At 38.3% G+C, this 24,425-nt stretch carries 23 protein-coding genes and 2 riboswitches; of the genes, 11 read left to right on the top strand and 12 right to left on the bottom strand.

The genetic code is table 11. The features are described from left to right. Nucleotides 1-217: 217 nt before the first annotated feature. The 3 genes from EV282_RS16280 to EV282_RS20530 all read left to right on the top strand — a co-directional run bounded on the left by EV282_RS16280 (nucleotide 218) and on the right by EV282_RS20530 (nucleotide 3,622). Nucleotides 218-1,717: a LysM peptidoglycan-binding domain-containing protein gene (locus tag EV282_RS16280; RefSeq protein WP_242611895.1), complete on the top strand. Its 1,500-nt coding sequence runs from the start codon at nucleotides 218-220 to the stop codon at nucleotides 1,715-1,717. 251 nt (nucleotides 1,718-1,968) lie between these two features. Continuing rightward, nucleotides 1,969-2,520 carry a sigma-70 family RNA polymerase sigma factor gene (locus EV282_RS16275; RefSeq protein ID WP_242611894.1) on the top strand — a complete coding sequence of 184 codons (552 nt, stop codon included), beginning with the start codon at nucleotides 1,969-1,971 and terminating at the stop codon, nucleotides 2,518-2,520. After that, nucleotides 2,513-3,622: a hypothetical protein gene (locus EV282_RS20530; RefSeq protein WP_226536487.1), complete on the top strand. Its 1,110-nt coding sequence runs from the start codon at nucleotides 2,513-2,515 to the stop codon at nucleotides 3,620-3,622. The genes EV282_RS16275 and EV282_RS20530 overlap by 8 nt, the downstream gene beginning before the upstream one ends. Nucleotides 3,623-3,657: 35 nt before the next feature. Here EV282_RS20530 and EV282_RS20355 read toward each other — a convergent pair whose 3' ends face one another. After that, complete coding sequence (locus EV282_RS20355; RefSeq protein ID WP_165389503.1) at nucleotides 3,658-3,807, bottom strand: hypothetical protein; 150 nt, start codon at nucleotides 3,805-3,807, stop codon at nucleotides 3,658-3,660. A 257-nt stretch (nucleotides 3,808-4,064) separates the two neighbouring features. Continuing rightward, a complete protein-coding gene (locus EV282_RS16265) occupies nucleotides 4,065-5,537 on the bottom strand; it encodes a SulP family inorganic anion transporter (protein ID WP_130296796.1) in 1,473 nt (490 codons plus the stop codon). Between the two features lie 287 nt (nucleotides 5,538-5,824). On the opposite strand from EV282_RS16265, the gene EV282_RS16260 reads away from it, so the two are divergent. Further along, nucleotides 5,825-6,343: a DinB family protein gene (locus EV282_RS16260; protein ID WP_130296795.1), complete on the top strand. Its 519-nt coding sequence runs from the start codon at nucleotides 5,825-5,827 to the stop codon at nucleotides 6,341-6,343. Between the two features lie 52 nt (nucleotides 6,344-6,395). Here EV282_RS16260 and EV282_RS16255 read toward each other — a convergent pair whose 3' ends face one another. Together EV282_RS16255 and EV282_RS16250 are read right to left on the bottom strand one after the other, a co-directional pair. Next, on the bottom strand, nucleotides 6,396-7,853 hold the full coding sequence (locus EV282_RS16255; RefSeq protein WP_130296794.1) for a flavin monoamine oxidase family protein: 1,458 nt from the start codon (nucleotides 7,851-7,853) through the stop codon (nucleotides 6,396-6,398). A 118-nt stretch (nucleotides 7,854-7,971) separates the two neighbouring features. Further along, nucleotides 7,972-8,334 (bottom strand): winged helix-turn-helix transcriptional regulator, encoded by a 363-nt coding sequence (locus tag EV282_RS16250; RefSeq protein WP_130296793.1) that lies wholly within the window; start codon nucleotides 8,332-8,334, stop codon nucleotides 7,972-7,974. Between the two features lie 158 nt (nucleotides 8,335-8,492). Here EV282_RS16250 and EV282_RS16245 point away from each other — a divergent pair, with 158 nt between their 5' ends. After that, the gene (locus EV282_RS16245) at nucleotides 8,493-9,698 is read left to right on the top strand and encodes an MFS transporter (RefSeq protein WP_130296792.1); all 1,206 of its coding nucleotides are present in this window, start codon (nucleotides 8,493-8,495) and stop codon (nucleotides 9,696-9,698) included. 63 nt (nucleotides 9,699-9,761) lie between these two features. On the opposite strand, the gene EV282_RS16240 is transcribed toward EV282_RS16245, so the two are convergent. After that, the gene (locus EV282_RS16240; protein WP_130296791.1) at nucleotides 9,762-10,787 is read right to left on the bottom strand and encodes a DUF2332 domain-containing protein; all 1,026 of its coding nucleotides are present in this window, start codon (nucleotides 10,785-10,787) and stop codon (nucleotides 9,762-9,764) included. A gap of 54 nt (nucleotides 10,788-10,841) precedes the next feature. Further along, nucleotides 10,842-12,071 carry an MFS transporter gene (locus EV282_RS16235; protein ID WP_130296790.1) on the bottom strand — a complete coding sequence of 410 codons (1,230 nt, stop codon included), beginning with the start codon at nucleotides 12,069-12,071 and terminating at the stop codon, nucleotides 10,842-10,844. 79 nt (nucleotides 12,072-12,150) lie between these two features. On the opposite strand from EV282_RS16235, the gene EV282_RS16230 reads away from it, so the two are divergent. After that, nucleotides 12,151-13,098: a LysR family transcriptional regulator gene (locus tag EV282_RS16230; protein WP_130296789.1), complete on the top strand. Its 948-nt coding sequence runs from the start codon at nucleotides 12,151-12,153 to the stop codon at nucleotides 13,096-13,098. On the opposite strand, the gene EV282_RS16225 is transcribed toward EV282_RS16230, so the two are convergent. The 4 genes from EV282_RS16225 to EV282_RS16210 form a co-directional block, all read right to left on the bottom strand. Further along, on the bottom strand, nucleotides 13,099-14,199 hold the full coding sequence (locus EV282_RS16225; protein ID WP_130296788.1) for a GerAB/ArcD/ProY family transporter: 1,101 nt from the start codon (nucleotides 14,197-14,199) through the stop codon (nucleotides 13,099-13,101). It lies immediately after the preceding gene. An 18-nt stretch (nucleotides 14,200-14,217) separates the two neighbouring features. Beyond that, entirely contained in the window at nucleotides 14,218-14,445 is a 228-nt protein-coding gene (locus tag EV282_RS16220; RefSeq protein ID WP_130296787.1) for a hypothetical protein, read from the bottom strand. Between the two features lie 235 nt (nucleotides 14,446-14,680). Then, complete coding sequence (locus EV282_RS16215; RefSeq protein WP_130296786.1) at nucleotides 14,681-15,826, bottom strand: Ger(x)C family spore germination protein; 1,146 nt, start codon at nucleotides 15,824-15,826, stop codon at nucleotides 14,681-14,683. A gap of 24 nt (nucleotides 15,827-15,850) precedes the next feature. Next, nucleotides 15,851-17,341, bottom strand: a complete 1,491-nt coding sequence (locus tag EV282_RS16210; RefSeq protein WP_165389502.1) for a spore germination protein — start codon at nucleotides 17,339-17,341, stop codon at nucleotides 15,851-15,853. 112 nt (nucleotides 17,342-17,453) lie between these two features. Next, nucleotides 17,454-17,557: riboswitch (guanidine-I (ykkC/yxkD leader) on the top strand. Between the two features lie 50 nt (nucleotides 17,558-17,607). Here EV282_RS16210 and sugE point away from each other — a divergent pair. After that, nucleotides 17,608-17,931, top strand: a complete 324-nt coding sequence (sugE, locus tag EV282_RS16205; RefSeq protein ID WP_130296784.1) for a quaternary ammonium compound efflux SMR transporter SugE — start codon at nucleotides 17,608-17,610, stop codon at nucleotides 17,929-17,931. Between the two features lie 374 nt (nucleotides 17,932-18,305). Here the strand turns inward: sugE and EV282_RS16200 are convergent, their stop codons facing one another. Both EV282_RS16200 and EV282_RS16195 read right to left on the bottom strand, forming a co-directional pair. Next, a complete protein-coding gene (locus EV282_RS16200; RefSeq protein ID WP_130296783.1) occupies nucleotides 18,306-19,091 on the bottom strand; it encodes a polymer-forming cytoskeletal protein in 786 nt (261 codons plus the stop codon). Nucleotides 19,092-19,110: 19 nt separating this feature from the next. Next, nucleotides 19,111-19,731, bottom strand: coding sequence for a YhbD family protein (locus tag EV282_RS16195; protein WP_425590199.1), 621 nt, complete (start codon nucleotides 19,729-19,731; stop codon nucleotides 19,111-19,113). Between the two features lie 279 nt (nucleotides 19,732-20,010). On the opposite strand from EV282_RS16195, the gene EV282_RS16190 reads away from it, so the two are divergent. The 4 genes from EV282_RS16190 (at nucleotide 20,011) to ribE (ending at nucleotide 24,415) form a co-directional block, all read left to right on the top strand. Then, nucleotides 20,011-20,742, top strand: coding sequence for a TIGR02206 family membrane protein (locus EV282_RS16190; RefSeq protein WP_130296782.1), 732 nt, complete (start codon nucleotides 20,011-20,013; stop codon nucleotides 20,740-20,742). Between the two features lie 88 nt (nucleotides 20,743-20,830). Continuing rightward, a complete protein-coding gene (locus EV282_RS16185) occupies nucleotides 20,831-21,901 on the top strand; it encodes a hypothetical protein (RefSeq protein WP_130296781.1) in 1,071 nt (356 codons plus the stop codon). Nucleotides 21,902-22,003: 102 nt separating this feature from the next. Then, nucleotides 22,004-23,374 (top strand): TrkH family potassium uptake protein, encoded by a 1,371-nt coding sequence (locus tag EV282_RS16180; protein ID WP_130296780.1) that lies wholly within the window; start codon nucleotides 22,004-22,006, stop codon nucleotides 23,372-23,374. A 55-nt stretch (nucleotides 23,375-23,429) separates the two neighbouring features. Continuing rightward, a riboswitch (FMN riboswitch) is annotated at nucleotides 23,430-23,582 on the top strand. A gap of 182 nt (nucleotides 23,583-23,764) precedes the next feature. After that, complete coding sequence (gene ribE / locus EV282_RS16175; RefSeq protein ID WP_130296779.1) at nucleotides 23,765-24,415, top strand: riboflavin synthase; 651 nt, start codon at nucleotides 23,765-23,767, stop codon at nucleotides 24,413-24,415. The last annotated feature ends 10 nt before the right edge of the window (nucleotides 24,416-24,425 follow it).

Below are 24,425 nucleotides of genomic sequence, written 5' to 3'. Positions count from 1 at the left end.
AATCACTGACGCCTGTATACTAGACTATAAAAGGAAAAATGGTCATATCGTCTAGTTGGAAGTTGTTAGTCATGTGACTATATATGGTCAGGAAGGTATGATTTTTTATAGTCAGGAGCGGAGGGAACATACCCCTTTTCCACAATGTACCTGTTCAGTTCCACTCGTTCAGAAGGTAATCTAAATGGTAGATAAATAGATTCACCTGGAGGGAACTGTGAAAAATTTTGTTTTTGTTTTAATGATTGGTTTTATTTTATCGTTTAATGATGCTAAAACTTCATATGCGGAAGATACCTTAAAAGTGGGATCCGTTTCATCGGATCAAGCATCTATTTATGAAATGCCGAAATTAAATTCAAATATTGTAACGAATCTTGTAAAGGGTGAAGAATATCCGATCCTTACACAAAAGGAAGCTTCTGCTTCAGCTCAAGTACATACTGTTAAGAGGGGAGATACGTTTTATCTCATAGCAAAGCAATATGGAATTACCGTGAGTGAGCTTCAAACTACAAACAATTTACTAGGTACACGGCTATATATCGGGCAGCAGCTTGTGGTTCCACAAGAGACGTTGACACACCGGATTAACATAAAAGATTCATTATGGAAGATTGCAAGACTATATCAGGTTTCCGCAGATACCCTTATAAAACAAAATGGTTTAAAGGCTATTTTCCTTGAAACTGGACAAGAGCTGAAGGTTCCATCAGGCTTTTACAAGGTACAGCTTTTAGAAGGTGGAGGTAAGACAGGGTGGATTCCTAAATCGAATGTTGATATAGAGGAAGTAAATCGTTTCAATCTAGGCTGGAAGTATAACGGAACAGATGATTCTTATAAAAAGCAGCTGAAGATAGATGGATTAGATGTAGTCTCACCAAGATGGTATACCTTAAGCAAAACAGAATTAATCAGCATAAATGCAGATAAGAGCTATGCCAATGCAGCTGCCGAAGCGGGAAAACAAGTGTGGCCACTCTTTGGCAATAGGTTCGATCCGCAACTGACAGACTACATGCTCTCGGATTCTGATAGACGCCATAAAGTGATTGAGTTGATAAAAAAGTCTTTGCTTCATACGAAGAGCCAGGGAATTAATGTGGATTTTGAAAATATTGATCCTAAGAATAAACAAGATTATGTGGTATTTATTCGCGAACTTAAAACGGCACTTCAACCACACGATATTGTCGTTTCCGTTGATGTGAGCAGGGAGAATGCAGATCCGTTCTGGTCCGGCAGTTTGGATAGAGCAGGTCTGGGAAAAGTTGCTGATTTTATTGTTATGATGGCATATGACGAACATTGGGCAAGCAGTCCAAAGGCGGGTTCTGTTGCGTCTATTCCTTGGACACGAGAAGGAATCGAGCTTTTGATGAAGGAAGTTCCTGCTCATAAAATCGTACTGGGAGTACCGTTCTATACACGTGAATGGGTCACAAATGTTAATGGCCAAGTAAGAAGTATCGACAGAACGATACTTGAAACAGAAAAGCTTATTCAGGAAAAAGGGCTTAAGAAAATGTGGGATGAGAAGACATCGCAAAATTATGTGGAATTTATGGAAAACGGCGAAAAACATCAGATCTGGGTCGAGGATAAGGATTCCTTGAAACTTCGCTATGATCTTGTGGAGAAGTATCACTTGAGGGGTACTGCCGCCTGGTATGTTGGGGGAGCCTCAGCAGATATTTGGAACATATTAAAATAGAGGAAAGATTATTTCGAAGCTGACTTTAGATGATGAAAAGTCAGCTCTTTTTTTTATGTGCTTTTGTAAAATGTTGTTAAATTATGTGATGATCGCTTATTTTTATGTGATTGTGAGGCAATTTCATTTAATGAGTCCCAAGGGATAACAAAATTAAGATAAAATAAAATGGAAATAAATTCATATGTTATGCAACTTTTTGTAATGGGTCACCGTCTAACAAACGATTAATACTTGGGAGGGCGACATATGTGGTAAAGGGCAATACGGTCGTAAAAGAGTATCCAAAAAGTGAAATTGATCAATTAAGTGACCTTATGGATGAATACGGTGAAGAAATCAAAAGATTAGCGTATACGTACACAAAGAACTGGCAGCAGGCTGAAGATATCACTCAAGAGATTTTCATAAGTGCTTTTAATCATTTGAATGATTTTCGGGAACAATCAACGATTAAAACGTGGATTTACCGAATCGCGATAAATAAATGCAAAGATTATGTACGAAGCTGGCATTACACGAAAACCTTATTAACCAACACGTTTTATCAAAAATCAAACAGTTTGTCCCCAGAAGAAGAATATCTTGAATCCGAACAAAAAGAACAAATAAGCAAACTGATTCTCCAGCTGCCGATTAAGTACAGAGAAGTCATTATCTTATATTATTTTAAAGAGTTTTCATTAGAAGAAATTGCTGTAGCATTAGACAGCAATCTAAACACTGTTAAATCCCGTCTGAGAAGAGCGAAGAAAAACCTGGAAACCAAAATGGATGGGGAAGGAGGGGATTACATTGGATAAAATGCTTAAAGAAATGAAAGACGACTTTGAGAATTATTTGAACGAAGATAAGGTCTTCACAGAACAAGAAAAAAGAAAAATCATGAATCAAGTCAGATATTCAAGTGCAGAAAATAAGAAGCAGATGTATTTTCCAAAAGTCATTAGTTCGATTACATTGGTATCTCTTTGTGCTTTAATCGTTTTTCTAGTCTTAAACTTCACTGATGCAGGCGAGAAAAGTCAGCCTGCAGATCTACATAAAGAAAAAACGGTTGTTAAAAAAGATCCTGTGAAAAAAGAAGATCCCGTAAAAACCCTCCCTAAATACAGTGATAAAGAAATATCGGATAAAGTAAACTTTCTTCAAAGCAATATTGTGATGGGCATGACGGAAAAAGAAGTGATTGCTATCTTAGGAAATGAGTATAAAGAAATCGATAACTCAGATAGTGAAAGCGGCTCTGTTAAACAAATAGGATATAATTTCTTAGTTAGCGATCCAGCAGATCAGCTCAAAATATCACACGAAATTGCTGTAGAAAGTATTCATAATAGAGAGATTGGAGTTCAGTTCTATATCGGATTTTCTGATCAATCCGAGGTACTGTGGACGACCATTAATTTTGCAGAAGGGGACTCTGTCCTCATGGTGTCGAAAGGAATGAACGGTCGTGGGATTGAGAAAATATACCCTGACTCTAACTCAGAAGTGATCAGATTTACATTAACATCGGAGGAAGAAATTATTTATCAAAAATTCCTGCAAGACTTAGATGAGAAACACCTTAAAGATGTAAATCCGATATCCATTGCAAAGCTATATGTTCAAGCTCAATTAGATAAAAGGTATGATGCAGTATATGCACTGCTTACGGATCGAGAAGGATATGTTCAATGGACGAAGGAAGAGGATGAAAAAATTCCAGAGACCGATCGGGGCACAATCATGCAAACTCTAATAACTTTCAATAATATAGATACAGGCAGCTTTATTCCAGACGGAGACTATGGTGGATATATTGAGTATGAAGCAAGTAAGGATGCAGATGCTAAATCTGGCTTTAAAATGATAAAGGATGAAGATGGCATATGGAACGTTGCATTTATGCCGATTCAATAAACAAAGAGCTAACCAAATTATTGGTTAGCTCTTTCTTAAATAAGTTTGCTTAATACCATCACTATAATGCCGATAAAGGCTAAGCTGTAATTATGAACAAGATTGTTTTCCTCAGCTGTATCAACTTGAGGACTGAATAGCTCATCAAAGGCTTTTTTTCGGAGACCGGTTTCATGGATAAACATGATACTTCGCTTCCTTTCCTGTTGAAATCGCTTTCATACCTATATTATAAGGGAGTATTTCATTGAAATCAAAATATTCTAACAATTACAATGAGTAACCTGCCATTTTTATTTGATTTCACTTCATTTGTTATTTTGCACAAAATTTTCATCAGGAAAATCCAGTGTACAAGACTCCTGAGGGAGAAAAGGATGCAGAATCAGCCAAAGAAAAAAGAGCACACAATTAAGAGTGTACCCTTCTTACGAACAAATATTTAATGAGTTGAAATGTTAGCATTCGCTTTATCATGAACCGCCAGCTTGTTAACAAGAATTGAACTGTCTTCATTTAGTCCTGCAAGTTCAACATTTACATGATTTTGGCGATATTTCATAACTACCTTGTCAATTGCCCCGACTGCTGAATCATCCCACAGGTGAGACTGTGACAAGTCAATGACTACAGACTTTACATCTTCTGAGAAATCAAAATGAGAAACGAAATCTGTTACGGATGCAAAGAACAGTTGTCCTTTAACCATATACGTTTTTTTGTTTAAAGCATCATCCATATGTGATTGGATTTCAACTTTTGAGATCTTAGCTGCAAAGAATAATGCACTTAAAATGACGCCTGCCAGTACACCTTTTGATAAATCATGGGTCAATACAACTGTCACCACGGTTACAATCATAACTGCAGCATCTGTCTTGGGCATAACATGCAGTTTCGTGAGTGAAGACCAATCAAATGTCCCGATCGAAACCATGATCATAACTCCAACTAACGCTGCCATTGGAATCATAGAAAGCAAGTCATTCAGTAGTATGATAAGAATCATCAAGAAGGCACCTGCTACAAAAGTAGAGAGGCGTCCACGGCCGCCAGATTTAACGTTAATAACGGATTGGCCGATCATCGCACATCCAGCCATACCACCGAAAAATCCAGTAACAATATTAGCGATTCCTTGACCACGCGCTTCTTTATTCTTATCACTCTCTGTATCAGTCATATCATCTACGATTTGAGCTGTTAGCAGAGACTCCAATAATCCGACAAGAGCTAACGCAAATGAATAAGGAAAAATAATCTGCAGTGTTTCAAATGTTAATGGGATATCGGGAATTAAGAACATTGGCAGTGCCTGCGTTAGTTCACCCATATCTCCTACTGTTCGAACAGAAGAACCGGACATTACGGCGATAATTGTAATAACGATAATTGCAATTAATGGTGATGGAACTGCTTTCGTAATTCTAGGGAACAAGTAAATGATTGCAAGAGCGCCCGCAACCATTGCATACATGACCCATGATTCTCCTACGAAATGTGGAAGCTGGGCAGTGAAAATTAAAATCGCCAATGCGTTAACAAATCCCACCATTACAGAGCGAGGGATAAACTTCATATACTTACCGAGTTTTAGAACTCCAATAAGTACTTGGATGATACCTGTTAATACCGTTGCAGCTAATAAATATTGAAGTCCATGATCAGCTACAAGTGTCACCATGACTAAAGCCATTGCTCCAGTTGCAGCAGAAATCATTCCTGGTCTGCCGCCTAGAAAAGCAATTACAACTGCAATACAAAATGAGGCATATAACCCAACCATCGGATCAACACCTGCAATGATTGAAAAAGCGATCGCTTCTGGGATTAGAGCAAGGCCAACAACTAATCCAGCAAGGATATCCCCGCGAATGTTTCCAAACCACTCCTGTTTAATTGTCTGTAAATTCAACAACTACACCTCTCTCTTTTAAATGAAAACTGTTTTTTGACTTTCAACTCTCATGAAAGTCGGGGCCGATGTCAACGCGTTCGATTATATCACGTTAAGTACTTGTTGGGTAATGAAATGAAAGCGTATATTTTGATGGTTTTCTCTTAAATTCGCAGTTTTTCTCGGGATTTCATAGAATTAGGAGAAAAATACATTTTTGTGTAATGAAGAGGAGAAAAGGAGATATAGAACGAAATAAAACATATCAGTTTGCAGTAAAAAACAACTAAAAAATGAGGTGTAACATGGACAAAATACCATCAACCTACGAATATGCGGATTATTATGCTTCTTATGTAAAATTAGTTCCTGAAGGTGATATCATCCAGATTTTAAGGGACCAAATGAAAGAAACTGTCGCACTGCTCAGCACACTAACTGAACTTCAAAGTGAATACAGATATGCAGCGGGGAAGTGGAGTATAAAAGAAGTCATTGGACATATGACTGACACGGAGAGAATTATGAGTTACAGACTTCTTTCCATTGCAAGAGGAGAAAAAGCATCCCTTCCTGGCTATGATGAGAATGAATATGTAGCAAAGGCTGATTTTGATAACCAATCGCTGAAAGATCTTATGGACCATTTCGCCTGTGTCCGTCAGTCAACCATTCATCTCATCAAAAGCTTGAGTGACGAATCCCTTTCACGCAGGGGAACTGCAAATAATAGTGAAGTTACAGCTCAAGCATTGATTACCATCATGGCTGGTCATGAACTTCACCATCGAAACATTATTCATGAACGATATTTGAAAATCTGATTAAACAAACGTTTAAAAAACAGCACTTCATTTGCGTGCTGTTTCCTTATGCTCAGCGGTTAATTTCATGTGCGACCCTGATTCCTGACTCAACAGCACCTTCGATCCAACCATGTTTCAGTGTAGTATGTTCACCAGCAAAATGAAGCCTGTCTTCCGGAGCTTTAATCGCATCGTATAGTTCGCTTTCCTGATAAGGCTTAAACAAAGCAAAGCAGCCTCCTGCGTTAGGATCGAATGACCAGCTGTGGGCATGCCCCGTAACAAAATGATGAAAGACCTGCTTACCATGAAAATGTGACAAAAAGTGAAGAGTCTCTTTGACCCTCATCTCGTTCGTAGCACTTCTCCATGGTACTGTATCGTCCTCCCATGTATAACTTCCTAAAACGATCCCTGATGAAAGGCCTTGTTTGTTCTTGTTAGGGTAATATGTGAAACGTGATGAAAAGTCCGTAACGGATTTGCCTCCTGTTAAACCGTTTTTTTCCCAGAAGCGGTGTTTGAATTCAATTCCTATTTTAGTTGAAGGAACATAATGAAGCTCTCTGATCGCTTTTCTTTTGTGATAAGAAAGAGCGTTGAAAGGCTCAATGTGCACAAAATTGAGTACAGAAAACGGGATTGTGATGATGATTCGATCCGCTTCAAACTTGTAGCGATGCAAGGTTTGAGGGCTTTCGGTGTATAAAATGACTTTATTCTGATCGTTTACAATCCGAACTAGCTTTTGTCCAAAATAAATATGGTGTCGCAGTTCCCTAAGAAAAGCTCGCGGAAGCAAATCGTTTCCGCCTGTAATTTCTATATATTTCAGATCTGGTTTTATAAAAATAATCAGGATATCTCGGAGGACTTCGAGAAAAGAAAGTTCAGGAAGTCCTTCGAGGGATAGTAGAACTTTAATCTTGTCGATTGCACCAGGAGATAAAGACCTTCGGAAAGGGTTGTGTCTTAAAAAGTTGTCTAAAGAGTAATGCTGAAAGTTTTGAATGACGATCGGCCAGTGTTTATCAGGGTCTTTTTCTATAAAATCAATTAAGGGCTGCACAGCGTATTGCATAAGCTGCTCAGCGGTTTTCCCTTTTTCAGTTTCAGCTACAGGAAAACGAAGGATTTCTGGATTTTTTTCGTACATGCTCTGATTAGTCCGAACACCATTCACATAGATGATGTCATGAGGGTTGCTGTTGATAAATTCATTTGTAGGCAAGTTGAACTTTTTAATGTATGCCAAAACAAGTTTATGGGTTTCAGGAATACGCATGGCTCCAGCTTCAAAATAATGACCATGTGAAAAGGGAGCTCGAATCGTATAGACCCGGCCTCCGACACGATGTGAAGATTCAAGGATTTGAACATCATGACCGGCAGCTTTTAGAAGGGAAGCAGCGGTCAGTCCAGCCATGCCAGCTCCGACTATGATAACTTTTTGGGGGGAAGTTGTTTTAATTAACCCATTTTTAATCGTGTTCAGCATCTCTTCGTCTGTTAATCGGCTGAAGTTCATAGGTTCTCCCCCTGTATCTCGTTCTGAATTTTGTTTTAATAATGTATTTCATGCTTTTGTAAAATATTAATTTGTAAATAAAACTAAACGGCAGCCCTTAAGGCTGCCGTTCATCTTATTATATTTGCTTAACCTCTACAGGTTTGACCAATACATTTTCTTTGTCAGGGTACGTTTTCTCGATATGCTGTTCTCCCCAAGCACAAAGAGCATCCAGGATGCCTTTTAATGACCAGCCATACTCTGTTAATGAATATTCCACACGCGGGGGAACTTGATTATAAACTTCGCGCAGAATCACTCCGTCTTCTTCTAATTCACGAAGCTGTTGTGTCAGCATTTTTTGTGTAATACCCGGCATCAATCTCTTTAATTCTCCGGTTCTTCGTTTTTCTTTTATAAGGTGGCATAAGATTACCACCTTCCACTTGCCGCCGATTACTTCGAGTGCAGCTTCGACAGGAATATTATATTTTTTCATGAGATAAAAGCCTCCAGCATTCAATTATTACTTTTTAGTGCCTACATTACTTTAAAGTGCGTACTTACTTTAAGTTTGCATATGAAACATAATAGCATCAAGTCATTCAGTTGACCAGAAAGCATGGCTTAAACAAAAGTTAGTGGAGGGATATATAAATGAATACAGCCGCAGTAAAAGTGGATTCCGCGAAAACAAAAGGCGGTTTTCCAGCATTATTAGCATTAGCGATTTCGGCGTTTGGAATCGGAACAACAGAATTTGTACCAGTAGGTTTATTATCATCATTAGCGAGTGATCTCAATATATCCATCACATTAGCGGGATTATTGATATCTGGCTATGCAATGGGCGTTGCGTTTGGAGCTCCTGTTCTTACAGCTTTAACGAATAAAATGAATAGAAAAACATTGCTCATGCTGCTCATGATTGTTTTTATAGCAGGGAACAGCGTTGCAGCTCTTTCAACTAGTTTTAGTTTGCTGCTGGTTGCCCGTTTTATTACAGCTTTCTCTCATGGCGTTTTCTTTTCAATTGGTGCAACGATTGCCGCTGATTTAGTGCCTGAACATAAGCGTGCCAGTGCAATAGCCTTTATGTTTACGGGATTAACGGTTGCAACCGTTACAGGAGTTCCTTTAGGCACATTCATTGGGCAGACGTTTGGATGGAGGGCAACGTTTTGGGCAGTAGCGTTTCTAGGAATAGTAGCGATTATCGCAAGTGCCATCTTAGTACCGAAGAACCTAAAAGAAGCACCGCCTTCAAGTTTGAAGGATCAAGTGAAAGTCATTAAAAATAGACGCTTGCTGCTTGCTTTTGCCATAACAGCACTCGGTTACGGCGGAACATTTGTCGCCTTCACTTATTTAGCACCGATTTTAGAAGATGTAACCGGGTATGATCCAAAGGCAGTGAGTTTTATTCTATTAGGTTACGGAATAGCCGTTGCGATCGGGAATACCATTGGAGGGAAAGCTGCAGATAAAAATCCTGTGAAAGCTTTGTTCTGGATGTTTGTTGTCCAGGCGATCGTCCTTGTGATCCTATCATTTACTGCACCTTATAAGATAGCTGGAACAACTACGATATTCTTCTTAGGATTGCTGGCTTTCATGAACGTTCCTGGTCTACAGGTGTATGTGGTAAAACTAGCGGAAAGATATGTCCCTTCAGCTGTTAATGTGGCATCTGCCATTAATATCGCTGCATTTAACCTAGGGATTGCAATAGGAGCTTTTGTTGGAGGAGTTATTGTAGATTCGATAGGAATCATTCATACCCCATGGATTGGTGGAGTAATGGTATTTGGTGCAGTGCTTCTAACAGCATGGAGCGGTCAGCTTGAAAAAAAGAATAAGTAACACAAAAGGCAGTCTCTAAAAGAGGCTGCCAATTTAGATTTTTAAACAGTTGTTTAATTTAAGTTATATCTTCCAAGTAAACCATCGTCCGTGACCATCCGTCTCAGCAGCAATTTCAGTTTTTTCTATACTATTCACGTAGGAATCGATGTGCAGATCACGGTCCCACATATTATTGTAGATATGGGCGATATCACGTGTCTGTCCGATGTTTCGTATGGTTTCCTGAAGCTGGTTTTTAAGTGTATCAGGAATTTGATTAGCCACATGTGTATGGAAAACGCAGACCATTGAGCTGTCTGGAATTTGTTTAATTATTTCAGGAAGCATTGATACGCCATCACCTTCGATAAAGACTGCATCTTTTTTATTTACGCAGGCTGCTGCATTGTTGAATAGCTCTCTTCGTTCATGATGTTCTGGCCAGATTAAAGCTTCAAGCCATTGTTTATCTTCTGGATCTGTCACATCATTTATATGTAAATCAAGGCCAAAACGATAGGAAACAGGGGGACAATCTGGTAAAAAGAGAGGAGTTATTTCCTCTTTGTATTCTGACGTTATTAATACATTAGATTCCAAGTTTCCATAGACTTTACCCGTATTATAGGAATAGCGGTAATGGTCCCAAAAAAGCTGTAAACCGGCACTCGTACCAATTTCAATTAATGCTAATGGTTTTTCTGTGCTAGCATAAAGGTACGAAAAACATGGATAAAGGTACCCGCATCTCCTTACTTCATTGGTTTGTACAAGCTTTATTTGAAGCAGAGAGATAATTTCATCACGGTACTTCAAACAGAAATGTTTAAACGCATCATAGGAATCTGCAGCCTTTTTAGGTTGTTCTGTCAGGCTAGGGAAAAAATCCTTAAGTTCATGCTGTGTTCCGGTCAACAAAAGATAATGAACAGCTCCAAATAAGAGGTTTGGAGCAGGCTGTCCTTCGCGGGCATATGTACTTAGCTGAAGCAGATCATTGTCATTTGCTGTTTTTAAAGACAAGAATTCATACAACTCACTTGATGCAGAGCATTCAAGTTTTGAAAAGTTCTCAAATCTTTGGGATAACCCATCAAGCTTTAGCATATTTTCCACCTCATAAAAGTTTGTGTATACCTTCATTTAGTTTAACATTAAATGTCAGGAAGCGTTCTTTATGCGATAGGAAGATATCATGCGAATACGGAAGATTCCGATAGCTCCGACTGCGATAATCACCATTGAAAAAATAATCATAATGGAAGGGATAGAGACTAATTGATAGGTAAAGCTTGCAATAAAAGTACCCATGGCGAGACCTAGCCCTCCGATTAGCGCACGAAAGCTATAAATTTTGCCGATATGAGTTTCAGGGAAATCAGTTTGAATCATTGTTAACATGATAATGTCACCCATTGGACTGCCAAACGCAGCAATTACCGCTCCAATTAATGCAACCGTAAGGGAATCCGCTGAAGCAATCACAATAAAACCTGCACCTAAAATAACGTGACCGGCATACATGAATAAAATGCTTCTTTTCAATGTGCCGACTGCAAAGAGACTCAACAAATTTCCGATTCCATATGCTCCCCCAATAAGACCGAATGCTCCTGCACTTTCTTTTAAAACCTGCTCAGTAAAAAGAGGAACACCTACCATATAGACAGTCCCCCAGCATAAATTCACCATTCCAAGACTTATTAATGCCCACAGAAGGACTTTATGATTTTTTAATAGTGAAATAGCTATTTTAAAATCAATCACAGGGGATTTTTGTACATGTTTCATTTCATTCATATCATTCATTTGAATAAATGCTTTTCTAATGAAAACGAGAGCGATGGCTGAAAGGATAAAGGTAACAGCATCTAACGTGAAAAAGTGAGGCAAAGGCATGAACGCAAGGAAGGCTCCTGTTAAACCTGGGCCGAATATCCTCGCGAGTCTATGTGTCGTATCCATTAAGGCATTTGTCTGCTGAAGAAGTTCTGAATCCTTGCATAAAGATGGCAGGCTTGCCTGAAGAGAAGGGTTAAAGAAGGTGCCCAAACCAGATACAATGACACTGATTATTACAAGATGCCAAACGTTAAGTGTGGAGTACCACTCAATGAGAGGAAGCAGACCGACAAATAATGCACGCAGGATATCCGTTATTATCATTGTTTTATGACGGTTCCATCGGTCGGCGTAAATGCCGCCTAAAATACCAAAAAACAAAGTGGAGAAAGTTCCAGCTCCAATTACATATGCAGCTGATGCACCTAATTCTTTTATTGCGATCCACGTTATAGCAACTACATACAAATGATCACCGATAGCGGAAAACAATTGGCTCAGCCATAAAATAACTAAGTTAGGATTCTTAAAGACTCTTTGAAAACCCATCTTGAACACCCTTTCTATTCGTAAGTTTAGAAAAAGTGTAAGGTAACAAAGATTATTAAACAATATAATATGAGTTATAATGATTATTAAAAAAATTAATAAGGGTGATTATGTGGATACAAACCAATTATTAGCTTTTGATCATGTTGTTCGTCACGGCAGTTTTAGTAAAGCGGCTAGAATGATGGATATTTCTCAGCCGACAATCAGTATACGTATCAAAAACTTAGAAGAGGAAGTCGGCGGTGAACTTTTCAAGCGGGGAGGGAACAAACTAGAGTTGTCGGAATTAGGAAGGACATTTCTCCCTTTTGCGCAGCAAGCCATTGGTACAATAAATAAAGGGATGGATCAGGCAAAGCTTGCGAAAGAGGGGAGAGGCGGGAAAATAGCGATCGGCACATTGCCGACACTTGCTGATCATTACTTCTCATCAACACTGGCTACATTGTATAAAACGCATCCTCACATAGGAATTGTTGTACATACAGGTCATAATCAGGAATTGCTGGAAATGCTGTACGAGGGCTATGTAAAGCTGTGTGTCATGACATATCCTTTCTTTAATACTGAGTTGAGGAGTTTATTGCATATTAGAGAACCATTACTCTTAGTCACCCATCCTGATCATCCTTTGGCACAAAAAGATGAAATTGAGCTAAATGATATAGATGATAGGGCAAACCCTTATTTGTTAGTAGACTGGAGTGTTGATGCAAAAAGAGTACAAAGAGAAATGCTCACAGGCAGGAATGATTTTGAAGTGCCTCCGCAAACCGCTTATGATCTGCTGAAGAGCGGGATGGGAGTCGCTCTGTTGACAGAAACAATGGTCGCTAAAGACATTGACCAAGGCACTCTTGTTTCATTGTCTGTGAAGGCATTTCCTAAACTATATAGGGAGAGTGCTTTGGTACAGTTGAAAAAGGAAAAGGAGATTTCCTCTTCGTTAAGGACTTTTATTAACGTATTTAGTGATCAAATAGAAAGTGAGAAATCCTGTGAGTTGAAGTCGTTTACATTCTGATCAAGCCATCTGTTTCCTGTTTCTTTTCTTCACTTTGGATATAACCACAACTAATAACAAGGGAAGGAAGCCAAAGAAAAAGGTTACGGCAGTCTGCATCACAGAACCTGATTCTCCAAGTTCAATTTCATTTTTATACATCGTTAGAGAGAGAAATAAAACAATACTCGCTATGATATAAATAAAATTCAAATGCTTTACTTTTAGAAGTGTTGATAATGCCTGATCCAGAATGAATAGAAGCAGTGCTATCTTCATAAATGAGCCGAGGATTAAAGCTATGCCAAATATCGCTTCAATTCTTTCAATAATCTCACCAATACTGATTAATTGTGCGAGTACATGCAAAGGGAATTTTTTTAGAAACACAAGCGATCCGAGACTGAGTATCGAACAAATGATGGTCAAAGATAAAATGATCCCGTTTATAAATAAACCTAGATAAAGCCACTTATTAATGGTCTGTCCTTGTTTCGGCTTCACAAGATATAAAATCATCGCAAAGAAGAGGATATCCATGTAAGGGAACCCGAAACCTATGTACATACCGTTTAGGATTGGTTTAAATCCTAAAGGCGCAAAGGGCAGTAAGTTACTAAAATCATATACGTTAAACGGCAAGATAAGCATAATTACTACAATGAAAAGCAATATGTACATCAAGAGATGAAACATACGAGCCATTACTTCTATTCCTGCTTTAGCTGTCAGTCCCGCCGTTAATAGAATAAGCAGATGAAAGATGAAGAGAGGAGTTTCTCTCATCATGGAAGTTGTAAAGTATTGTCCCATTCCATACACAATATTGGATGTTATATATAAGATTACTAAAATAAGCGGCAAAATAAATACATATGCCCATATGTTTCCGAGTGTGATCCGGACCTGGTTCACATAGCATTCATTCGGAAATTGATTATGCAGATTGAGCACGAGATATAAAATGATAAAACCGATTAGGTTAGCCAAGAGGAGAGAGATCCATGCGGCATTTTGTGCAGCTGCCAGAAGCGGCCCTTGAATGTTAATAAGGGCCGATCCTGTCATATAAACTTGAAACAAAACAGCCATCTGCCAGTAACTAATCTTACCTTCATGCATAGAATTTGCTCCTTGTTATTATACTTTTAGCCATGAAATTACGGTTTCTGCTATTGGTCCAAAGAGGAAATAAAAGAGTTCATCCAAATTGGGTAAGTTCTTGCCGAATACAAAAGAGTAGCCCAAATAAACGGCTGGAACTGAAAGGACTAAATAGATTCTTTTTAATTTTTTTTCTTTTTTAATCGCCTTGAAATCAAAGTATAGAAAGGCAATTATGAATAAAATAATAATTTTTTCTGTCATGGGGGTTTCCTCGTTTTTCGTAAACTTTGTTGTTCTTGAATGTAGTTGATTTTCGTTCCAGGTTGCTTCGCTTTCCGCGGGGCGTGCGGTAAGCCCCTTCGCCGCTTTGCGCCTTTGAGTGGTCTCACCTGACCGCTCGTCCCGCTGGAGTCTCGAACCTTCCACTCCAATCAACTTTGTTAGTGAAGGAAATGATTAAAATTATTTAAACCAACAATTTTTTAGAAGAGAGCCATTATTTTTGATGGAATGGTTTACTGATATCGGTACCGGTGTTAATTACATTTACGTTTGCTTTAACATGAAAAACGGTTCTTTGGAAATACGGTATTTTTTCCTTTTTAATCCTTGCCCATAATTGAGGCTCCGATTTATATATATCATTTCCTAACCCTATTACATCTAGATTCTTCTTTTGAGATTTCTTTAGTAATTTTGTAATGTTCTTGTTGATTTGATTTTCAATTCTTTCATTAAGTTTCTCAAGCTGAGGGGCTGTTTTAAGATTAGTACATTCCAATTCTCCGATACTCGCTTGAATTTTAGGTTTGATCGTATAATGAATCTCGTCCCCTTTGATCGAGAGGGATGTCTTTGTATGTGCCTCAATTACCTCGAAGGTTTCTTCCGGTCTTTGTCCTTTGCATTCTACCTCAATGATGCCAAACTGAAACTCATTTAAAGTGAGCATTAAAGCCTTGGTATCTTTATTGGATATAATGGTTTTTATTTTTCCTTTTTGAAGAATCGTCAGTCCATCGACATAAATGCTGTTCACCATTTCTTTTTCTTTCTTTAGAAAAGGTACATAGGCGGTATCCACCTCATTGTGAAGCTGCTTTCCTAAAGTAAATAAATTTGCGGGGTATGTTTTTGCACTGAATTTGCTCCCTGTTTTTGTAGTTTCATTGAGCTGTTCACTCACCGTGTTCTCAACATGAGGTTTTTCGTTTAAATAATCAGCGGCAGTTCCTTTTGTAATACCTACACCTGTTAACAGTCTAGGTTCATGATCACGGTAAAAGAAATCCAACACTTCACCAACACTATGCTGTTTGGCTATCCGTTCACTGATCACAATGAATCGTACATGTCCCCAATTTGCTTTTCTTCCCGTATGGATGGTAACGTCCCGTATGGCTTCGAATAACGTTCTTGCTTCAGTTTCCAAACTGAAAAAAGATTCACCGCCTCCGCTCCCGGCGGAACCGATTTTAGGAGCAGGTTTATAAAATTGAGTGGTTAGTCTTATTGTTCCATCTTTATTCTGATCAATAGCGATGGACTGAACAAACAAATACTCCGTTAATTCTGAATGGTCCCAGCATCCAGATAAAAAAAGGAGGGAAGAGGCAAGTATGAATTTTATGAACTTTTTCATGCAGCTTCAACCTCCTATGATCAATTAAAATTCTTTTCCGGTGTTACGATTCCGAAGTAATTTCTTCAAAGATACCCGGAAGAATCCATCTTTTAATAGCGACGTGCTGTTTAAAGTGAAAGTCCCAAGGTATGGCTCTGTTAATACTCGTAATTTTGACAGGTGAAGGAAGATTAGGATAAACCCAAGGAAAAGACCAAACCCTCCCATGATCGCAGCAAGAAACATTAATGGTATACGCAACAATCGTGCTGCAAATCCGAAATCGTAATAAGGGATTGAGAATGAAGCGATCCCGGTAAGTCCGATGACAACGATCATGATCGGTGAGGCAAGACCTGCATTAATGGAGGCTTCACCAATAATTAAGGCACCAACAATACTTACGGTTGAACCGATCGGTTTTGGGAGACGGATCCCAGCTTCTTGCAAGAGTTCGAAAAAAAAGAGCATAATTAATGCCTCTACGAGCGCAGGAAAAGGGATTCCTTCCCGAGTGTCCAGTAAAGCAATAAGGAGAACAGTTGGAATTAACTCTTGATGAAAAGTAGTTAAAGCAATATAGATACTGGGCAATGCTAAACTAAGGACAAAACCTACAAATCTTACTAGACGGATAGTAGACGAAAAAATAGATCTTTGGTAATAATCTGATGCTGATTGGAAGAATTCATTAAAAAGACCAGGACAAATCACAATGGTTCCGGTGCCTTCCATAAGGATTATTATCTTGCCCTCCAACAAACATGCAGCAGCAATGTCTGGTCTTTCCGTGAAACGGTATTGTGGAAATGGAGTAATCGTCGATTCTTCAATTAATTCAGCGATATAGGATGTTTCAAGGATTTCTTCTTTATTTATCTTGTTAATACGCCGTTCAAATTCCTCAAGCATTTGAACATTTACTGTGCCATCCAAATAGCCATAAACAAATTTTGTATTTGACTTGTTTTCTGTTTGTTTAAAACAAAATTTTAAGTCTGGGGTTTTTAATCTGGAGCGGATCAACCCTAAGTTTTTTTGCAGGTTTTCAATAGTTCCTTCTCGAGGACCTACAACGACAACTTCATTTTGCGGTTCTGCTACGCTTCTTTTTTCCACAGAGGAAGCATCGATGCTTAAAGCCTGGTTCCACTTATCAAAGAGCAGAACAATATGCCCATTCACGATATTTGCGTTTAATTCATTGTAGTTCTTTAACAGCATGACAGGTCTTGAAGAAACCCCTTTGTTTTCAAAAAAGTTCTTAATTTGCTCTACAGTAATCGAAAGGGAGAGTGCTGCTTCAAAGTCTGGCATATCTTTGATGATGGTGTGAAGCAAATTTGATTTTTCTTCCTGAATGAGAGAATCACAGTGTACAACAAGAGCTTCTTGTTTATAGTTTCTTCCGAATTGGAAATTTCGAATTTTAATATCATCACAGTTTTTATAGAGGCTGCGAATATACTCTTCATTCTCTTGAAGGTTTTTATAAATAGAAATTTCAATTTTAGCTGTATCCGATGATCTCACCTGCCTTATCCTTAATAATGTTTGATAAGCAAGGGAAATCTATACATTATTTACCATGAAAGGCGAACGCTGATTTCTTGACACGTTAAAGAGTTTTTTCAATAATATAGGAAGAATAGCTTTCTAGGGTTCCGCAGTGACTGCTCGCTGGTCTGGTCCGAGAGAAAGCGCACGATAGATACATCGTGTACACGGAGGGATAAAAGCCTGGGAGGATATAAATCATATATCTTTCTGGGCTTTATTTATTGTAGGAGGTCATTATTATGGCATGGGTGTACTTGTTTGTTGCAGGTATCTTTGAAATTGTTTGGGCGATAGGGCTTAAATATACGAATGGATTCACAAGATTGTGGCCGTCGGTTGTAACCGTAGTTGGGATGATCATCAGTTTTTATTATTTGTCACAAGCTACAAAAGTTCTGCCGATCGGGACGGCTTATACAATCTGGACGGGGATTGGAGCAGCTGGAGCGGTGATATTAGGAATTGTACTATTCGGTGAGCCTAAGACGCTTCTTCGTCTTACGTTTCTAGCTTTTGTTATTACAGGAATTATTGGTTTGAAGATTACTGCGGGTAGTCAATAAAAGATTGCTTTTTTCGTAAACTTTGTTGTTTTTGGAAGATGTTGATTTCCGTTCTAGGTTGCTCGCTTTCCGCGGGGCAGGCGGTGAGCCACATTCGTACGTTTCACTTTTAAGTGTCTCACCTGACCCGTTTCATAGAAGTATCATTGCTCCTGTGTCTACGAGTTAATTCTACCGAAGTAAGCTTCCTCGTCGCATGCCTTACGAGATGTTTCTCAAGTGGTAGGCACGCACCTTCCACTCCAATCAACTCTTCAATGAAGAACTTCAAACCTCTCTATAGCAACATTCATTTAGAAAATAACCAAAGAAAACGAGAAAGCTGCCTTAAACAGGTGTTTTATAGACCCTTTTTTGAGGCAGCTTTTGTGATATCAGATTTTTTCTTGTGCGCCTATCTTAGCGTTTTCGTCCAATTCAAGGCTTTGTTTATATTCGATACGTTCAATCACGCATCCCGGACCAATTTCTATCGTGTTGCCTCTAACTACTTTTGCATGTGTGTATTCAAGGGATACATGATCACCTTCGATGACTTCTGCAGTTAGCTGATCTGTTTGCTGACCCATAAAAAATTTAATGAGTTTTTTGAAACCGGAAGAATCTATGCTCCTTTTTACGATGATATTTTCACCGCCGATTTCTTTTGCTTCACAAAGACGCAGGAGCTCTATGTCAATATTTCCTGCATTCAGAAGACCATTAATCTTAAAATTCCCACGAGCATTAAAGGATTCCGCCTCGCAGTCACCGCCGATTTTTACTTGCCCCTTTACATCTACCTCATCTCCAGAAACATTGCCTTTAATTGAAGCAGATCCTCTAACGATGATTTCTTTTCCTTTTAAATCTCCTTTAACATTTGAAGAACCTTGGATCTTTACTTCGCTGCAAGTTAGATTTCCGTCGATATCAGTGCTTCCATTGATGGTCATTTCTTCAGCTTCCATGTTTCCTTCAATATGGGATGATCCATTGACCTTGGCAGTGCCAGTTTTAATACTTCCTTCAATATGTGCACTGCCGTTGCATTTGAAAACTTGGCACTGGACGTCGCTGTTTATATGTGCGGAACCGTTAACTTTTACTTGATCATAATCCCCGCCAGCAGCAGTACCTGAACCTGAAATGCTAATGTTTCTTTGTTTTGTTTTTTCCATAACTATTCCTCCTCAACGTTTATGAAATCTTTAATTTTAACTCTTCAATGCATTGATTCAGTTTGTAATGGGCGATAATTTTTGTTTGAGATTCTACGAACAGCTTAGCTGGTTCAGGTGTGAGGATAAAGAAAGATACACCCATTTTTCTAATAAAAATAAGTTCGCTTTCCTTGCCATTTATTTCATTAGAGTGATGTTGAAGGATTTGGAGAAGCTCCATTCCTTCCGATCGGTTCATTTCACCAGTTTGAAGCAGAGTATCCAATAAATATAGGGTTAATAATTGATCAAACGAGAAAGTTGAAGTGGTGCCATTGTGATTGTTGTACATTTCTAAAGCAGTGTTAGAAACAATGTTACGTTTTGTTAACTCATCAGCTGATAAGGATGTAATAGTAGGGGATGGGGAGAACATATCAGCAAGTTCATCAAGCGACAAATCATCTTTTAAATTTTTTATTTTTTCAATGCGCTGCAAGATGTCTTCTTTTGGAAAGAAAGTCTCTTGGCCTGTAAAAGTAGATTTCCGTATAAACCAGTTTTCAGGAATCAGATTTTTTCTTTTCCAGCGATACAACTGGCCATAAGAAATGTTTGCAGCTTCAAGAAGATCTTTCTTTGAGATTAAATTTTCCATGATTAACCTCCTTCTGAAACTAATGTAACATAACACTGTTACGTTATGCAAATGTTTTTTCATTGTTACACACACACACTTTCAGATCGTTTTTGATTCTTCTACATGGACAAGTTGATGCAGGGGGACAGGTAAGATTTATAAAGGCGGTAAGCGAGCGTATGAAATGGATAACAACCACTTTTAAAAGCAATAATCGTTGCGAAGACAAACTTTTTAAAGGAAATGATCCAATGGTTGTGAATATCAATAAGTATAGGTTTTACGGGAGGTGAGTGTATGAAGCCTTGGTTTAGTGAAGGGGAGTCAGGGTTTGTTATGTTCGGTACTGAACATATTATCAGCCTGTTAGTAATCGTATTTGTCGTAATATGTATGTTCCTCTTTCGCACTCGTATAAAAGAAATGCATTCAATAAGATATTTACTCCTGATCAGTCTTGCTTTATCTGAAGTGAGTTATCAGTGCTGGGCGTTATATAACGAGATATGGACAGTGAAATTATATCTGCCGCTTCAGCTTTGCAGTTTAAATATCCTGTTATGCATGATCTTACTTTTAACAGAAAATAAGAAGCTTTTTGCTTTCGTGTATCTGTTTGGTTTTACAGGGGCCATACAAGGGTTGCTCACTCCTGAACTCTATCAGCAGCCATGGCACTTTCGTTTTATTCAATATTTTTTCGCTCATGGTCTAATCGTCTGGACCGCTATGTATTATGCGATCGTAAAGTCTTTTAGAATTACGTGGAGAAGATTCTTCAAGTCGTTTTTATGGCTTAATTTGTACGCCGTATGTGTCTATGTTATTAATATTTTGCTGAATGCAAATTATATGTTTTTAATGAGTAAACCAGCCAATGCTTCATTGATAGATTTCCTTGGGCCACACCCTTGGTACATTTTTGGATTGGAACTGATTGCATTTTTAATGTGCTTGATTGTCTTTTTCCCAGTGATAGATAAGAGCTCTGGACCAATTAATAAGGATCGCTCACCGATTGGAGTGTAGCGGTCTTTTTGTATGTTTTGTGACATTGATTGGAATGAAAAGAATTAATTGGTATTTATTGTATAATAGAAGTGAGGAGGGATAAATTATGAATCAAGCTGTTCTAAAACCAGTAAAATGGGTGCCGTTTCTCGCTTTATGTTTATTAGTAATTGGAAGCAATATGATTTTATACATGACTCCATTCTTTCAGCCGGTTCCAAGTCTAGTAGTAGCAGGCTCCATGTTTGATTTCCTTTTAGTTATTCCGCTTCTTGCATACTACTTTATTATCCGTAAACGATTTTCTTGGAAACTAACTATCCTGACAGCCATCGCAAGCTATGGGCTAGCGACTGTTATTATTCCAGATTCTTTATTAGAGAATGTATCCATGATTCCAAAAGCTTTACTTCTGTTAGAAGCAGGGTTTGTTTTCATTGAACTTTATTTGTTAATCATGGTTATTAGGAAGTTTCCTAAAGTAAAAGCATCGTACAGAAAGCTTCCAAATAAACTTCCTTTTCTTATAAAAATTAAACAAGCGTTTAACGTTCATTTTCCAAGTAGCCGTATGCTTGATGCGGTTGTCAGTGAGATTTCGATGTTGTACTATGCTCTGTTCTCTTGGAGAAAACCGGCTTTGACGGCTGGTGAAGTTTTTACTTTTCATAAAAAAACAAGTTTTGTCGCACTTAATCTGATGCTGATTCATGCACTTATCATCGAATCAGTAGGACTTCACTACTTCTTCAGCAAGATCGACCACACACTTTCTCTCATACTGCTCTTTATCAATGCGTACTCAGTGCTTTTCCTTTTCGGTCAGATGCAGGCCGTTAAGAAAACCCCATTAATCACAACGGAAGATTCTATCATTACAAATATCGGTTTCTTAAGAGGAATGTCACTTCCTTATACGGCCATAAAGGAAATGAAAAAATATGAAGGACCGGATACGATACCCGCATCAGAAAAGAAATACACGTTCGAAGCACTCGTGAGTGATTTTATTCCGGAAAAGCCATCAATCGAACTTCTTTTGAGGGAATCTGTAAAGGCAGAGCTTATTTATGGATTTAAAAAGAATGTTACTAGAGTGGTAATAAAAGTGGATGAACCCTTACCTTTAATGAACATAATAGAAAAGAGAATGACTTCTGAAAATGAAACGGATTGAAATTTTTTAACAAATGTTCGATTTCACCTTGTTAAATAGAAATGCTATTGTTACTATTTCAGAAGGTTATAGAAAAATTCCCTCGACAGGTGAAAATAGACTATGTTTAAAAATAATTCTGCAACTACACAACAAAAAAAGAATTTCTTAACTTCTGTTCAGCTTATCGTAATCTTTTACTTATTGTCCGTTATCGTGGCTACGATTCTATTAAGTTTGCCAGTCGGACATAAAGAGGGAGTAAAGTTATCCTTTGTTGATACGTTATTTACGGCTGTAAGTGCTGTGAGTGTTACAGGGCTTACTTCAGTAAATATTTCTGAAACATTTAATCATACGGGTGTAGTTCTACTTGCTATAGTGGTTCAAATAGGTGGTATTGGTGTAATGACACTGGGAACGGCTATCTGGCTGCTAATCGGTAAAAGGATTGGTATGAGAGAGCGGCAGCTGATTATGACTGATCAAAACCAGTCCACTTTAGCGGGTCTCGTTCAGCTTATGAAACAAATTTTAACCTTGATTATCGGGATCGAGATCTTGGGTACAGTCTTATTTTTTATTTTGTTCCAGCCATATTACGACACGGAGCTTAATGTTCTGTACCATGCTTTCTTTGCCTCGGTTACAGCTACAACAAATGCAGGATTTGATATTACGGGGAGTTCATTGATTCCGTTCCGTCACGATTATCTCGTTCAGATTGTGACCATGTTTTTAATTACGTCTGGAGCGATTGGTTTCCCGGTATTAGTAGAGATCAATAATTTTATAAAAGAAAGAAAGTATTTGGAGCGCTATACTTTTACTCTTTTTACAAAGGTAACAACCATTACATTTGCTTTATTGGTTGTAACGGGAGCATTGGGGATCTACCTGTTAGAGATGAATGCCTTTTTTGAAGGCAAATCTTGGCATGAAACGTTTTTCTATTCGATGTTTCAGTCTGTTACGACACGAAGCGGCGGATTATCTACAATGGATGTTTCAGAGTTTACCGTTCCAACTTTGCTCTTTTTAGGAGTAATGATGTTTATTGGAGCCTCTCCAAGCAGTGTCGGCGGAGGTATTCGGACAACAACATTTGCGGTAGCTGCTTTGGCGATTTTCTTTTATGCAAAAGGACGAAATACCATCAAAATCTTTAATCGGGAAATCTACCCCGAAGATATACAAAAATCATTTATTGTAGTAATCGTTGCAATGGTGCTATGTACAACATCGACCATCATTATTTCAATCACTGACCCAATGCCAATCGAGAAGATCTTTTTTGAAGTCTGTTCCGCATTTGGAACAACAGGACTTTCAACTGGAATCACAGGTACATTAAGCTCAACCGGTAAAGTGATCTTGATGATTCTGATGTTTATCGGAAGAATCGGCGTTCTTTCTTTCCTTTTCATTATTCGAGGAAAAGTAGCAACTGAACATATCCATTATCCAAAAGAAAAATTAATAATTGGTCAGTAAAAGTAATCACGTTTGAATTCAGTCCAATGTTTACTTATAATGTACATAAGTAAATAGTGTCCTTCGGGGTCGGGTGCAATTCCCAACCGGCGGTGATGAGGCTGTTGAATGCCTCTTAGTCCGTGACCCGGTTTTGTTATTAAGCAAAAACGGTGGATTCGGTGAAAATCCGAAGCCGACAGTATAGTCTGGATGGGAGAAGGAACGTGAGCGCTTTTAAACACTTGTTTAATAAAACAGTGATTTTAAAGGTTTATTTAGTCATAACTTTCAACAAATACCCCGGGAGCGATTATGTTCTCGGGGTATTTTTATTTAAAAAACTCCCAGATTCATGCACATTTACGATCAGCGAACATCGAAAAATAACGACCAAGGGAGGCAAAGTATTTGTTTACAGGAATCATAGAGGAACTAGGTACGATCAAGTCTATTAACAAAGGAAATGAAACAATCGTACTCACTATATCTGCTGAAAAAGTCCTGCATGATGTAAATCTCGGTGACAGTATTGCGGTCAATGGTGTATGTCTTACCGTGACTTCATTTAATTCCCATCAGTTCACAGTAGATGTTATGCCTGAAACGTTCAGGTCTTCAACTTTGAAACTTTTAAACAACCGAGACAATGTTAATTTAGAACGGGCAATGGCTGCCGGGGGGCGGTTTGGCGGACATTTTGTTTCTGGGCATGTGGATGGAACCGGAGAAATCGTGGAGAAACGTCCAGAAAAGAATGCTATCTACTATACCATTTCTCTTCCTGATCATTTGATGAAGTATTTCATGTTAAAAGGGTCCGTATGTGTTGATGGAACGAGCCTTACTGTATTTGATGTAACGAAGAATACAATTACGGTTTCCCTTATTCCTCATACGGCGGATCACACTATTTTAGGAAAGAAAACCACTGGAGATCTTGTTAACATCGAATGTGATATGCTTGCGAAATACGTATCTAGAATGCTGTCTCCAGAAAAAGAAGAAACTAAACAAAAGTCGAAGCTGTCTCTTGATTTCTTACAAGAGCACGGATTTTAGGAGGAGAGTC

Source organism: Fictibacillus sp. BK138 (assembly GCF_004216955.1).
In the GTDB taxonomy this organism is placed as follows: Bacteria; Bacillota; Bacilli; order Bacillales; family Fictibacillaceae; genus Fictibacillus.
Note: the sequence above shows the minus strand (reverse complement) of the source record. Positions and strands in the feature narration are given on the sequence as shown.